Here is a 14,284-nt window from a genome sequence, read left to right as displayed (position 1 = left end):
TGCGCATGCCGGCCAAGCCGCGCGCCGGTGTCTGGCGCCGGCTGGTCAAACGTCGCCTGGCGCTGCTCGGCCTGGTCATCGTCGCCATTGTCGTCGCCGGCGCCGTGCTGGCACCGTGGCTGACCGGCTATGATCCCAACGAGCAGATGTTCGACGGCCTGACCATAGAAGGCTCGCCGCTGCCGCCGGATGCCAAATTCTGGCTCGGTACCGACCTGCTCGGCCGAGACCTTCTGACCCGCATTCTCTATGGCGCCCGCACCTCGCTGATCATCGGCATCGTCGCCAATGGGGTGGCGCTGTTCATCGGCACGCTGGTCGGCGTCACCGCCGGCTATTTCCGCGGCTGGATCGGCAGTGCGCTGATGCGTTTCACCGATCTGATGATGGCGTTTCCGGCGCTGCTGCTCGCCATCTGCCTGGCGGCGGTTTTCCAACCGAGCCTGTGGATCGTCGCCATGGTCATCGCGCTGGTCAATTGGGTGCAGACCGCGCGCGTCATCTACACCGAAACCTCCTCGCTTGCCGAGCGCGAATTCATCGACGCCGAGCGCACCATCGGCGCCGGCGCGCCGCGCATCCTGTTTCGCCACATCCTGCCGCATCTCCTGCCGACCATCATCGTCTGGGGCACGCTCGGTATTTCGACGACGGTGCTGCTCGAAGCGACGCTCTCCTTTCTTGGCATCGGCGTGCAGCCGCCGACAGCGTCCTGGGGCAACATCATCTTTGAGAACCAGACCTATTTTCAGGCCGCACCCTGGCTGGTGTTCTTCCCCGGAGCGGCGATCCTGGCGCTGGCGCTCGCCTTCAACCTGATCGGCGACGCGCTGCGCGACATCCTCGATCCAACGCAAAGGGGCCGGGCATGATCGCCTATCTCGGCCGCCGGCTGATCCAGTCGCTGCTCATCCTGCTCGGGGTCTCGCTGATCACCTTCGCGCTGCTCTATCTCTTGCCGGCCGACCCGGTGCGCCAGATCGCCGGCCGCAGCGCCACGCCGCAAACCGTCGAGAACATCCGCCAGCAGCTCGGCCTCGACCAGCCCTTTGTCGTCCAGTACTGGCACTATCTGACCAGGCTCGTCAGCGGCGATCTCGGCCGCTCCTACATCCAGCGCTCCGAAGTCGCCGAACTCATCGTCTCGCGGCTGCCGGCCAGCCTGCTTTTGATGGTCGGCGCCATCCTGTGCGAATTGCTGATCGGGCTGAGCATGGGCCTCATCGCCGCCGTCAAGCGCGGCACGGCGACCGACCAGACCTTGATGGTCGCCTCCTTCGTCGGCGTTTCGGCGCCGCAATTCGTCGTCGGGCTTTTGCTGCTTTACGTCTTTGCCGTCAGGCTCAGCTGGTTTCCGATCGGCGGCTACGGCACCTGGCGCCATCTGGTGCTGCCGTCGCTGACCATGGGCATCCTCGGCGCAGGCTGGTACGCGCGCATGATGCGCTCGTCGATGATCGACGTGCTGCGCCAGGATTATGTGCGCACCGCGCGCGCGAAAGGCCTGGCGCGCGGCGCCATCATTTTCCGCCATGCGCTGCCCAACGCCATCCTGCCGGTCATCGCCATGATCGGCATCGATATCGGCATCTTCATGGGCGGCATCGTCGTCGTCGAAAGCGTGTTCGGCTGGCCCGGCATCGGTCAGCTCGCCTGGCAGGCCATCCAGCGCGTCGACATCCCCATCATCATGGGCGTCACGCTGGTCTCGGCCTTCGCCATCGTGCTCGGCAACCTCTTGGCCGACATCATCGCGCCCTTCATCGATCCCCGCATCAAGCTCAGATGAAACCAAGAAAACAATCAGAGAAAGGGAACACCAAATGAAAAGATTTCTGGCCACCACCGTGGCGGCATCGGCGCTGGCGCTGATGCTCGGCATGGCAAGCGCCCGCGCCGAGGACACGATCGATCCCAACGCCAAGCAGGGCGGCGCCATCACCATCACCTACAAGGACGATGTCGCCACCCTCGATCCGGCGATCGGTTATGACTGGCAGAACTGGTCGATGATCAAGAGCTTGTTCGACGGGCTGATGGACTACGAGCCGGGCACCACCAACCTCAAGCCCGACCTTGCCGAAAGTTACGAGATCTCGCCAGACGGCAAGACCTTCACCTTCAAGCTGCGGCACGGCGTGAAATTCCACAATGGCCGCGAGATGACCGCCGACGACGTGAAATATTCGCTCGATCGCGTCACCAATCCGAAGACGCAGAGCCCCGGCGCCGGCTTCTTCGGCTCGATCAAGGGCTATGACGATGTCGCCGCCGGCAAGGCCGAAAGCCTGTCCGGCATCACCGTCGTCGATCCCTATACGGTCAAGTTCGAGCTGACCCGCCCCGACGCCACCTTCCTGCATGTGATGGCCATCAACTTCTCGCATGTCGTGCCGAAGGAGGAGGTCGAGAAATACGGCGCGGATTTCGGCAAGCATCCGGTCGGCACCGGTGCCTTCAAGCTCGCCGAGTGGACGCTCGGCCAGCGCATCGTCTTCGAGCGCAATGCGGACTACTGGCACAAGGGCCTGCCGCATCTCGACAAGATCACCTTCGAGATCGGCCAGGAGCCGATCGTGGCGCTGCTGCGCTTGCAGAAGGGCGAGATCGACGTGCCCGGCGACGGCATTCCGCCGGCAAAATTCCAGGAGGTGATGGCCGATCCCGAGCAGAAGGCGCGCGTCGTCGAAGGCGGCCAGTTGCACACCGGCTATGTCACCATGAACACCACCATGGCGCCGTTCGACAATGTAAAGGTGCGCCAGGCCGTCAACATGGCGATCAACAAGGCGCGCGTCATCCAGATCATCAACGGCCGCGCCGTGCCGGCCAACCAGCCGCTGCCGCCATCGATGCCTGGCTACGACAAGGAGTACAAGGGTTACCCCTATGACGTCGCCAAGGCCAAGGCACTGCTGGCCGAGGCCGGCCATCCCGATGGCTTCGACACGCAATTGTTCGCCATGAACACCGACCCGAACCCGCGCATCGCACAGGCGATCCAGCAGGATCTGGCGGCGATCGGCATCAAGGCCAGCATCCAGTCGCTCGCCCAGGCGAACGTCATCGCCGCCGGCGGCGACAAGGCCGGTGCGCCGATGATCTGGTCGGGTGGCATGGCCTGGATCGCCGACTTCCCCGATCCGTCCAACTTCTACGGTCCGATCCTCGGCTGCGCCGGTGCGGTACCGGGCGGCTGGAACTGGTCGTGGTATTGCAACAAGGACCTCGACGCCAAGGCGGCCGAGGCCGACTCCGTGGTTGACCCGGCCAAGGCCGTGGAGCGCGACAAGATGTGGAGCGCCATCTACGACAAGATCATGGAGGACGCACCCTGGGCGCCGGTGTTCAACGAGCAGCGCTTCACCATGAAATCGGCCCGCATGGGCGGTGCCGACAACCTCTATGTCGACCCGGTCCATATTCCGATCAACTATGACAATGTGTACGTAAAAGATGTGCAATAGTTGCGACTACACCATCCATGGGCGCCATCATCATTTCGGCTGGGACAATTCCTTTGCTCCGGCCGAGCGGGTGGCGCCCGGATCGACCATCGAGTTCCAGTGCCTGGATTCCTCCGGCGGCCAGCTGAACCCCGACAGCACGGTCGCCGACATCGCCAAGCTGGACTTCGCCGGCATCAACCCGGTGACCGGGCCGATCTTCGTCGAAGGTGCCGAGCCCGGTGACGCGCTGAAGGTGACGATCGAGCTGTTCAAACCGTCCGGCTTCGGCTGGACGGGGAACATTCCGGGCTTCGGCCTGCTCGCGGACGACTTCAAGGAGCCGGCGCTGAACATCTGGAAATACGACGCCGCCTCGCTCGAGCCGGCGCTGTTCGGCAAGAACGCGCGCGTGCCGCTGAAGCCTTTTGCCGGCACCATCGGCAATGCGCCAGCCGAGATGGGCCTCCACTCGGTGGTGCCGCCGCGGCGCGTCGGCGGCAATCTCGACATCCGCGATCTCGCCGCCGGCACCACGCTGTACCTGCCGGTGGAAGTGGCCGGCGCGCTGTTCTCGGTCGGCGATACGCACGCCGCGCAAGGCGACGGCGAGGTCTGCGGCACGGCGATCGAAAGCCCGATGGACGTCGTGCTCAAGCTCGACCTGGTCAAGGACGCCAGGCTGAAGACGCCGCGCTTCACCACCCCTGGCCCGGTGACGCGTCACCTCGACGCCAAGGGTTATGAAGTGACGACGGGTATCGGCCCCGACCTGATGGCCGGCGCCAGGGAAGCGGTTGCCCAGATGGTCGACCTGCTTGCCGGGCGCTATCAGATCGACCCGGTCGAGGCCTATATGCTCGCCTCGGTCTGCGGCGATCTCAGGATCAGCGAAATCGTCGACATACCGAACTGGGTGGTGTCGTTCTATTTTCCCCGTTGCGTGTTTGAATGAGGTTGGGTCAGCGCCGCACCCCCCTCTGCCCTGCCGGGCATCTCCCCCTCAAGGGGGGAGATCGGATGTCACCTCGGTCTTCGCCAACCATCATCGTCATCAAGAAGGCGAGTCGGCGAAGCTGCCAATCTCCCCCCTTGAGGGGGAGATGTCCGGCAGGACAGAGGGGGGCATGCCGCAACAAACTTCTCAGAATCCTGTCCTCACAATGACCCCAGACCGCATCCTCACCATAACCAACCTCTCCGTCTCCGTGCGCGGCGAGGAGGGCTCCCGCGAGGTCGTCTCCAACCTCTCCCTGACGCTCTCCCGCGGCGAGACGCTATGCATCGCCGGCGAGTCCGGCTCGGGCAAATCGATGACCGCGCTGGCCATCATGCAGCTCCTGCCGCAGCCCGCGGCGCGCATCTCCGCCGGCACGGTCCATTTGGGCGAGACCGAGCTGACCGCCCTCGACGAGCGCCGGATGCGCCGCTTTCGCGGCGACCGCATCGCCATGATCTTCCAGGAGCCGATGACCTCGCTCAATCCGGTGCTGTCGATCGGCCGGCAGCTCACAGAATCCATCGAGGCGCATACCAGCCTCTCGCCGGCCGAGGCCCGCCAGCGCGCCATCGAAGCGCTGAAGGCGGTGCGCATTTCGGAAGCCGAAAGCCGGCTAAGGCAGTTCCCGCACGAGCTGTCCGGCGGCATGCGCCAGCGGGTCATGATCGCCATGGCCCTGGCGCTCGAGCCCGACGTGCTGATCGCCGACGAGCCGACGACCGCACTCGACGTCACCGTGCAGGGCGAGGTGCTGGAACTGCTGCGTGACCTGCAGCGCCAGCATGGCACCAGCGTCATCCTCATCACCCACGACATGGGCGTGGTCGCCGAAATGGCCGATCGCGTCATCGTCATGCGGCATGGCCGCATGGTCGAGGAGGGCAGGACATCGGACATCTTCGCCCGGCCCCAGGCGGATTATACGCGCGAACTGCTGGCCGCCGTGCCGCGCATCGGCAGCGGCGTCGGGCGGCAGAAATCAAGGCATGTGGAGACGGCAACGCCGGCCAGCGTCGCCTTGGTCCAAGACCTGCATGTCCGCTTCGACCTGCGCGGTGGCGTCTTCGGCCGGGTCACCCGCCGGGTCCATGCGGTCGAGGGCGTCAGCTTCTCGATCGCGCCCAACGAGACGCTGGCGCTGGTCGGTGAATCCGGCTGCGGCAAGTCGACTACCGCCAAGGCGCTGGCCGGGCTGGTACCTTACAGCGGCGACATCATCGTTGGCGGGCGCAATTTGTCGGGCCTCGGCCGCGACGAACGCAAGGCGGTGCGCCGCGACGTGCAGATGATTTTCCAGGACCCTTTCGCCTCGCTCGATCCGCGCATGCGCGTCGGCGATCTCGTCGCCGAGCCGCTGGTCATCCATGGCATCGCCTCTAGGGAAGAGCGCAGCCAGCGCGTCGCGGCACTGTTCGAGCGCGTCGGCTTGTCGGCCGATCAGATGGAGCTTTATCCGCACGAATTCTCCGGCGGCCAGCGCCAGCGCGTCTGCATTGCCCGCGCGCTCGCCTTGCGGCCGAAGCTGATCATCGCCGACGAAAGCGTTTCGGCGCTCGACGTCTCGGTGCAGGCGCGCGTGCTCGATTTGTTGAAGGAATTGCAGCGCGAATTCGGCGTCGCCTATCTCTTCATCTCGCATGACATGGCGGTGGTCGAGAACATCTCCGACCGCGTCGCCGTCATGTATCTCGGCCAGATCGTCGAAATGGGCACGCGCGACCAGATCTTTTCCAACCCGCGCCATCCCTATACCAGGCGGCTGATCGAAGCCGTGCCTGTGCCCGATCCAGCGCGGCGCAGAAGCCGCTTCGCCCGCCTCGACCAGGAAATCCCGAGCGCCACCCGCAAGATCGGCGAGGCGCCGCTGAAACTGGCGTTGCAGGATGTCGGCAACGGCCACCTCGTGGCTGCGGACAGGTAGCGGGCGGTAATTTTAGTTCGGCATGATGATCGGGACAGCGGGCGGCTGACCTGCAACCTTCCGCATGGTCGACAGCAGGCGCGGAAAGACCTGGTCGGTGGAAAAATGCCGCCGCGCCTTGGCGCCCGCCTGCCTGCCGAGCTGCATCCGCAGCGGCTGGTTCCGGATCAGTTTCAGCGTGGCATTGGCCATTGCGGCCGGATCGGTCCGTTCGACGATGATGCCGGCATCGTCCTCGACGAAATCCGGCGCCCCGCCGCTGCCTGCGAAGCAGATCACCGGCAGCTCGGCGAATGCCGCCTCCAGCATGACGCGGCCGAACGGCTCTTCGCGGGATGTCAGAAGAAACAGATCGGCAGCCCGAAGATAGCCGCGCACATCGTCGACATCGCCCAGAAACGTAACTTTTTCGTCCAACCCGTCCGCCCGCATCCTGTCGAGGTGCTGCGACCAGGTGCCGAGAGCCTCATCCTGTTCCCACTCCGGAAACGAGCCGAGCCAGTAGAAATGATAGTCCTCGACCCCACGGGCCCGAAGAATTCGGGCCACCTCGATAAACAGATCGGCACCCTTGCGGAATGGCATTGCGAGGCCGGATCCCAGGACGATGGTCTTGTCCGCGGGCCAGCCGGCCAGCCGGCGCCGTTCAAGACGTTGGATTTCCGCTTGCCCGGGATCGGCGCCGGGCTGCGGAACCGCGCTTGGAATGACGTCGATGGCGTTCGTTTCGACCTTGTGCTCGGCCACCAGATAGTCCCGGACGCTTGGCGAACACGCAACGAATCTCCGCGTGTGGGAAACGACATCCTCCATGTCGTCCTTGGCGTATCGGGCGACGCTCGTTGCCAATTCCCTGGCATGCGTCAGGATAGGAATGTCCAGTTCACCAAGCAGCGCATGCGCACGGCCGGTGGCCAGGCTGTTGCAATAGATGAGGTCCGGTCTGCCACCGTACCAATCAGCGATGCGGGCCAGCTTCGTGGCGGTCGTCTCGATTGGCGAAACCAGATCGTCCAGAAGGGCGGTATCGACGATGCGCCGGAACTGTTCGAGCCGTTCACCGCCTGCCAGGCACAGCACCTTGATCTCCAGCTGCGTGTGCGATTGCAGCCATTGGACAATGTCGATCAACGAAGCCTGCGCTCCGCCGAGAGCCGCATCGTGCGAAACGAACAGAACGCGCCAGGACGCATCCCTGGGGAATTTGCCGGCCGCTGCCGGAGCCGACAGGACGTTCCGCGTCTCTTGCAGATAGGCGTAGCCATAGCGGGCGTCAGGCTCGAGATAGGCGCCCTCCGCCCACTCGTTCCAGGCATTGACGAAGATCAGGCGGCTGTCGAAATCGGCGAAACGATCGTGTGTATCGGCGACCGCGTTGGCGAGCCATTCTGCATAGCGGGAGGGCGATGCGTTCACCAGGATGTGGGCTGCCTCCATCCGCCGTGCGGTGTTGTCCCAGGAAGGGCAAAGTCCGCGAAACAGCGTGTAGGGAACCTGCGGGTAGGCGCGGCTGCGATTGAGGAGCTCCGTCCAGTCGAAGATCTTTCCCCTGAAGCCGCTCTTGAGCGTTGGAATTCTGCCGCTGATTTCGCGAAATTTCCCAAGATTCGGCGGGAATTCGACGGCGGCGTCGAATCCGAATTCGGCGGGATCGTCCTTGTCGAACGACTGCGGATAGGCAAGAAAAATCTCGCCGATGCCGGCTTCCCGGCAATAGGCTCTCCAGCGTTGTGCTGTTTCAGCGGCCGATGGAAACAATCCGGGCCGGTAAACCATCAGGAGTGGCTTGCCGCCGATGCGGATGTATCGCCGGTCGCGAAAATAGTGGGCTACATATTCGATGAAGGCCAGGTCGTCTTCGGGTGAATGCGATTGCGCAATCAGCACCTCCTGTTCGCGCCCATCCCAACGGCGGCTCCAGGGTTCATTTGCCCAATTGATGCAGAAGCCCAGTTCGTGCGCGTCGTTTTCGACGAATTGCGTGAGCGGCATCTCGAGGACGCGCTTGCCGTTGAACCAGTAGAAGTGAAAACAGAACCCCGAGACGCCATACTGAAGGGCAATCTCGATCTGTTCCTCCTGGATGTCCTTCACCCTCAGGTCGTAGAAGCCGAGGTCCGCCGGCCGCCTGGGCTGATAATGATCATCGAACTGCGGCGCCGCGCGCGTCACATTCGTCCATTCCGTGAAACCCTTTCCCCAAAAGGCGTCATTTTCAGGAATCGGATGAAACTGTGGTAGGTAGAAGGCAATGAGGCGCGCCTTCAATGCGGCGGGTCGCCTCTCGCTGGATCGCGGCACGTAGGTGTCGGGTCTCTGGATGGCGCCGGCATTTGTGCCCGGAGCACGTCGGGGGCTGCGCCCTTCGATCTTGCCGAAACGAATGTAGTGATCCAACGGATTCATCGACGCGGCAGCCACGTCGGGATTTTTCGTCAGATAGTATTCGTTGTCGAAGTTCGGACTCGGGTTTCGGGACTCCGAGACACCGCGCCTGATGTAATGCAGGATCGGATCTTTCCCGCTCCGGGCTATATCCGGATTTTGAGCCAGATACCACGACGCATCGAACAGGCCGCTGGCTCGAATTCGTTGCCGCAGGCGAAATCTCTTCCATCGGCTTCTGCTGGTGAGCGATCTTACCAAGATCAAGAATTCGGATCTATCCAATCGGGTCTGCCTCGCGGGAATCCGTCGTCATGTGACCATCCGAGGCAACGCCTATCTTTGTGCAGATCATTCCAAGAACACGCTCGAGGGCATGCTGCAATGTGCCGTCTTGTTGACCTGCCTCTTCGGGAAAGGCTGCCAAGGGCAGATCGAGCCGTCGCAGCGGTTCCAGCGCGCCGCGACGAACCCAGAACATCGTCCCGGCAAAGAAATCGAGAGGAGAACTGGAGGGCATCCCCATTGCCTCCAGCAGATTGAGGGCCATCGCCCTGTTCTCGCCCCACGCAGCCTTCTCCCCCTTCCATCCATTGGGCAGCCGAAAGCGTCCGGATCCAATCATCTGGGTGTCGGGAGAACGCTCGAAGTTGGCGATGATGCGGTCGACCACGCCGCGGGATCCGATCAGGTCGAACGCACTCGCCTGGCGCCAGATCTCGCCGAGAACCATGCGCGGCCCGCTCTGCCCCGACTTCTTGCCATGCAGCTTGCAGATAAGATCGAAGCGATCGAGCTTTCCTTCGCGAAGCAATTGGATGAAGGGGCCGACGTCGCGGCCACGATTTTCGTAGACCGTGATCTCGGCACCCGGAAATCTTGCCTGAACGCGTTGCGCGAGTGCCGCGTCAGGCCGGGTCAGCGTGAGAAAAAGCTGGAATTCACGACCGGTCGCTTCCAGCAACGCCTCGAACTCGGGCCAGAGATCGGGGTAATGCAGGTGAAGCGCCACGGCAATCTTCGGCTCGGCGGTGGGCCGGCGTGCGGGGGCTTCGGCTGGCGGACCATCAAAGTGCCGCGACAGGGTCTTCTGCAGATTGTCGCTCGCGGTGCCAAAGCCCCAACCGGCAAGACTGCCGAGGGCGCGGGCCAATTCACGCCCTTGCGGTCCCGAGACGTGCAGGAGAGGCTGCAAGACCAGGCCTTCGCCGAGCGGCAGCTGAAATCGCTTGTGGCGACGGGGCCGACGCAGCAGCGCGCCAATATCTCCGATGGCTAAGGGCCGAACACTCGCCGCGACGACGCCGCCTCTATCAAATTGCAGCACCAGGCCGCCTTGGCTGCTTGTGAGCAGATAGGACGTGCGCGTGGTGACCGGCACGTAGACGATTCTGCCCGCATGTCCTGGGCGGCGAACATCGAGCCGGAGAAACGGCATCGACCTCTCTGTCGGCCAAAGCTCGATGACATAGCGTCCCGGCGCGGGGATGTGGATTTCGCCAACGGCACTGCTTGGGTCGACGCCTTCGCCTTTTCGCGGCTCGCGGGACAGGACATCAGGCAAGGCAACGCTCGTGTCGGCAGCGTCAGGCGACATAGCCGCCGTTCCGATTCGCGCGCGATCGGTCAAGGATGCTGTCGAATATGCCAATCAGTCGGCCCAGGGAATTGATCAATCTGTTGCGATTAAGCGTCAGGCAATAGAAGCCTATTTTCGTCAAGTAACGGAGTATGTCCACAAATGGGCTATAGGCGATGCCGTATTTCTTGCGCAAGTGGATCTCCGATCGCATCTTCGAGCGATACCGGAAAATACGCGCCCGGGTTGATTGCGCAACCGACGTGCCAATGTCGTGGACAGCATGCGCGCCACTGACAAGGATCATGGGCTCGTCACGCTGCAGCAGACGATATGAAAGGTCGTCATCCTCGAAATACAGGAAAATATCCTCGTCAAACCCGCCGGTATCGAGGAAGAGCGTTCGTTTGATCATGAACACGCCGCCATTGACGAAGCGGACGCAACAATCTCCCCAGACCTGCCGGATGCGTGTGGGCAGCGACATGCCGGAAAGGCGATCGATCTCACTCTCCTCGCGAAACCAGAGCCGGCCATCCACCGTATTGGTGCGCGGCACGAAGACGGAGCAATTTGGATAGCGTTCAGCCGCCTGCATGAGCGCATCGACGGCGTCAGCCCCAAGACGCACGTCGGGGTTGACGAACAGCAGATACTCACCCGTCGCCGCAGCCGCCCCGATGTTGCAGGCGCGCCCGAAGCCGAGGTTTACAGGATTGTCGATACGATGAACGGCAAGGCCGGACAGCGCGGTGGAAAGATCGTCGGTACTTGCATTGTCGACGCATACGATCTCCACCCCTGGAGGCAGGCGAGCGAGCGCCCCCCGCACGGTATGCGCGCTGTTATGCGTCACAGTAATGGCAGTTATCGACCTGTTCATTGCCAAAGCCATCCTGATACCTCAGTTGGCTTCCCCCGTGGAGCTAGTGATACGCAATCTAAGCGCTGTGACTCCCGTGGTCGAGTCAATACTCCCGACTAAGTTCATGGGGCATGGACGCGCGGTCTCGCCAAGCCGCCGGTCACGGTTCACACGGTCTTGCTGCTTCCGAGGTTTCCTGGCGTGATGGCCAATCGCCTTGGCTGCCCTCGAGGCGGTAAACTCCCGGCGAGGAAGGCTGCTTCGAACCAGAAATGCGCAACGGCCCCTTGCCGTTCATCCCCATCTTGCTCATGTTCAATACCGCTTGCTGGTGATCGTCCGGGGGAACGGTCGGATTCATCCTGGGAGGAAGTCGACAATGAAGGTATGCTATTTCGTTTCCGCCGCGCTTCTTGCCGCGGCCGCTATCCCCGCCTCGGCCGCCGAAATTTCCGATGGAAAAGTCAAGATCGGCATCCTCAATGATCAATCCGGCGTCTATGCCGATTTCGGCGGCAAATGGTCGGTCGAGGCAGCCAAGATGGCGGTCGAGGATTTCGGCGGCAAGGTACAGGGCGCGCCGATCGAGATCATCAGCGCCGACCACCAGAACAAGCCTGACATCGCCTCCAACATCGCGCGGCAATGGTACGACACCGAACAGGTCGATGCCATCATGGAGCTGACGACCTCATCGGTCGCGCTCGCCGTCCAGGGGATCTCCAAGGAAAAGAAGAGGATCGACATCGTTACCGGCGCGGCAACGACCGATCTCACCGGCAAGCAATGCTCGCCCTACGGCTTCCACTGGGCCTATGACACCCATTCGCAGGCGGTGGGAACCGGGGGCTCCCTCGTGCAGCAGGGCGGTGACAGCTGGTTCTTCGTCACCGTCGACTATGCGTTCGGCTATTCGCTCAAGGAGCAGACCGCCAAATTCGTCGAGAGCCACGGCGGCAAGGTGCTGGGCGAAGTGCGTTATCCCCTGGGGTCGACCGATTATTCATCCTTCCTGCTGCAGGCGCAGTCGTCGGGCGCCAAGGTCATCGGGCTGGCCAATGCCGGCCTCGACACGTCCAACTCCATCAAGCAGGCGGCCGAATTCGGCATTGTCCAGGGCGGCCAGCGCCTTGCGGCGCTTCTGTTCACGCTGGCCGAGGTGCATGGGCTGGGCCTTCAGGCCGCGCAGGGCGTCGTGCTGACCGAGGGCTACTATTGGGATCGAGACGACAAGAGCCGCAAATTCGGACAGCGCTTTTTCAAACGCACCAACCGCATGCCGAACATGGTCCAGGCCGCGACCTATTCGGCGGTGACGCAGTATCTGAAGGCGATCGACAAGGCCGGCACGGACGGGACCGAGGCCGTCGCCAAGCAATTGCATTCGATGCCGGTTGACGACGCCGTGACGACCAACGGCAAGGTGCAGGCGGACGGCAACATGGTCCACGACATGTATCTCTACCAGGTCAAGGCGCCCAGCGAGAGCACCAAGGACTGGGATTATTACAAATATCTCGCAACCATCCCCGGCAACGAGGCCTTCCTGAGCGAGAAGGAAAGCGGCTGTCCAACCGCGGCCCAGTGATCGGCGCGGCCCGTGGTGCCGTCTGATCTCAACGCCAACGAGCCGCCGGTGGTGCTCTCCGCCCGCGGGCTGCGGCGCGATTTTGCCGGCTTCGTCGCCGTCAGGAATGTCGATCTCGATGTCCGCCATCGCAACATCCATGCGCTGATCGGGCCTAACGGCGCCGGCAAGACGACCGTTTTCAACCTGCTCACCAAGTTCCTGGCGCCGACCAGCGGCAGGATCGAACTGCTCGGCCACGACATCACCCGCACGCCACCGGCAAAGGTGGCGCGCATGGGGCTGGTGCGCTCGTTCCAGATATCGGCGATCTTTCCGCACCTTAGCGTGCTCGACAATGTTCGCGTCGCATTGCAGCGGCCCAGTGGGCTCGGCGTCCAGTTCTGGCGTTCCCTGGCAGCCCTCGATCGGTTGACGCCGCGAGCCGTCGAACTGTTGCGCTCCGTTGGTCTCGACGACGCCAGGAACAGGCTGGCCGGCGATCTTTCCTATGGAAGGAAGCGCGCGCTGGAGATCGCCACGACCCTGGCCCTCGACCCGAAGGTGCTGCTGTTGGACGAGCCGATGGCCGGCATGGGGCATGAGGACGTGGCCATGGTTTCCGACCTCATCCGTTCGGTGGCGAGCGAGCGCGCGGTGCTGATGGTCGAGCACAATCTGACTGTTGTCGCCGATCTCTGCGACTGGATAACCGTCATGCAGCGCGGCGAGGTGCTTGCCGCCGGCGACTACGCGACGGTCAGCCGCGACGAGCGGGTGAAGGTCGCTTACATGGGCACCGCCGATGACTAGTGCCGCCCCCCTGCTTGCGGTCCGCGGCCTCAACGCCTGGTATGGCGAGGGCCATGCGCTGCACGGCGTCGATCTGGAGGTGTTTGCCGGCGAGACGGTCACGCTGCTCGGCCGCAACGGCGTCGGCAAGACGACGACGCTGCGCGCCATCATGGGGCTGATCCGCACGCGGACCGGAGAGGTCGTTTTCGACGGCGCGGATCTGATGCGCCTGCCGCTGCACCGCACCGCGCATCAAGGCATCGGCTTCGTGCCGGAGGAGCGCGGCATTTTCGCGACGCTGACGGTCGACGAGAATCTGGTGCTGCCGCCGGTCGTCGCCGAGGGCGGCATGAGCGTCGCGGAGATATTCGACCTCTTCCCCAATCTGAAGGAGCGCCGCAACAGTCCGGGCACGAGGCTGTCGGGCGGCGAACAGCAGATGCTGGCGATCGCCCGCATGCTGCGAACCGGCGTCAAGATGCTGCTTCTCGACGAGCCGACCGAGGGTCTGGCTCCCGTCATCGTGCAGCGCATCGGCGAGTTGCTGGTGACGTTGAAGAAGCGCGGCATGACGATCCTGCTGGTCGAGCAGAATTTCCGCTTCGCCAGCCGTGTCGCCGATCGCTTCTACTTGATGGAACACGGCAAGGTCGTCGCCGGGTTCCCGGTCGGCGAACTGACGAACCGCATGAGGCAGCTCCACGACGTTCTGGGTGTATGAGGACG

General features: G+C 63.2%; 11 protein-coding genes. 8 read left to right on the top strand and 3 right to left on the bottom strand.

Annotation, left to right across the window (positions count from 1 at the left end; translation table 11 throughout):
* The first annotated feature begins 5 nt into the window (after positions 1–5).
* From FJ546_RS14600 to FJ546_RS14575, 5 genes are all read left to right on the top strand, one after another.
* Positions 6–872 (top strand): ABC transporter permease, encoded by an 867-nt coding sequence (locus FJ546_RS14600; protein WP_172234600.1) that lies wholly within the window; start codon positions 6–8, stop codon positions 870–872.
* On the top strand, positions 869–1,789 hold the full coding sequence (locus FJ546_RS14595) for an ABC transporter permease (protein ID WP_140889981.1): 921 nt from the start codon (positions 869–871) through the stop codon (positions 1,787–1,789). The genes FJ546_RS14600 and FJ546_RS14595 overlap by 4 nt, the downstream gene beginning before the upstream one ends.
* A gap of 34 nt (positions 1,790–1,823) precedes the next feature.
* Entirely contained in the window at positions 1,824–3,467 is a 1,644-nt protein-coding gene (locus tag FJ546_RS14590) for an ABC transporter substrate-binding protein (protein WP_140889980.1), read from the top strand.
* On the top strand, positions 3,457–4,401 hold the full coding sequence (locus tag FJ546_RS14585) for an acetamidase/formamidase family protein (protein WP_140889979.1): 945 nt from the start codon (positions 3,457–3,459) through the stop codon (positions 4,399–4,401). The genes FJ546_RS14590 and FJ546_RS14585 overlap by 11 nt, the downstream gene beginning before the upstream one ends.
* 208 nt (positions 4,402–4,609) lie before the next feature.
* A complete protein-coding gene (locus tag FJ546_RS14575; RefSeq protein ID WP_140890114.1) occupies positions 4,610–6,367 on the top strand; it encodes an ABC transporter ATP-binding protein in 1,758 nt (585 codons plus the stop codon).
* A gap of 12 nt (positions 6,368–6,379) precedes the next feature.
* Here FJ546_RS14575 and FJ546_RS14570 read toward each other — a convergent pair whose 3' ends face one another.
* The 3 genes from FJ546_RS14570 to FJ546_RS14560 all read right to left on the bottom strand — a co-directional run bounded on the left by FJ546_RS14570 (position 6,380) and on the right by FJ546_RS14560 (position 11,214).
* Positions 6,380–8,773 (bottom strand): glycoside hydrolase family 99-like domain-containing protein, encoded by a 2,394-nt coding sequence (locus FJ546_RS14570; RefSeq protein WP_140889978.1) that lies wholly within the window; start codon positions 8,771–8,773, stop codon positions 6,380–6,382.
* Positions 8,774–9,029: 256 nt separating this feature from the next.
* Positions 9,030–10,316, bottom strand: a complete 1,287-nt coding sequence (locus FJ546_RS14565) for a rhamnan synthesis F family protein (protein WP_181167933.1) — start codon at positions 10,314–10,316, stop codon at positions 9,030–9,032.
* A gap of 22 nt (positions 10,317–10,338) precedes the next feature.
* Positions 10,339–11,214, bottom strand: a complete 876-nt coding sequence (locus FJ546_RS14560; RefSeq protein WP_246686851.1) for a glycosyltransferase family 2 protein — start codon at positions 11,212–11,214, stop codon at positions 10,339–10,341.
* 361 nt (positions 11,215–11,575) lie between these two features.
* On the opposite strand from FJ546_RS14560, the gene FJ546_RS14555 reads away from it, so the two are divergent.
* Genes FJ546_RS14555 through FJ546_RS14545 form a run of 3 tightly spaced genes read left to right on the top strand, consistent with a single transcriptional unit; the run spans position 11,576 to position 14,279 of the window.
* Positions 11,576–12,784 carry an ABC transporter substrate-binding protein gene (locus FJ546_RS14555; RefSeq protein WP_140889975.1) on the top strand — a complete coding sequence of 403 codons (1,209 nt, stop codon included), beginning with the start codon at positions 11,576–11,578 and terminating at the stop codon, positions 12,782–12,784.
* Positions 12,785–12,796: 12 nt separating this feature from the next.
* Positions 12,797–13,576 (top strand): ABC transporter ATP-binding protein, encoded by a 780-nt coding sequence (locus tag FJ546_RS14550; RefSeq protein WP_140889974.1) that lies wholly within the window; start codon positions 12,797–12,799, stop codon positions 13,574–13,576.
* On the top strand, positions 13,569–14,279 hold the full coding sequence (locus FJ546_RS14545; protein WP_140889973.1) for an ABC transporter ATP-binding protein: 711 nt from the start codon (positions 13,569–13,571) through the stop codon (positions 14,277–14,279). The genes FJ546_RS14550 and FJ546_RS14545 overlap by 8 nt, the downstream gene beginning before the upstream one ends.
* Positions 14,280–14,284 lie beyond the last annotated feature (5 nt).

It is taken from the genome of Mesorhizobium sp. B2-4-19 (assembly GCF_006441315.1).
Lineage (GTDB): Bacteria > Pseudomonadota > Alphaproteobacteria > Rhizobiales > Rhizobiaceae > Mesorhizobium.
The sequence above is the reverse complement of the archived record's forward strand: the minus strand, read 5'-3'. Positions and strand labels throughout refer to the sequence as shown.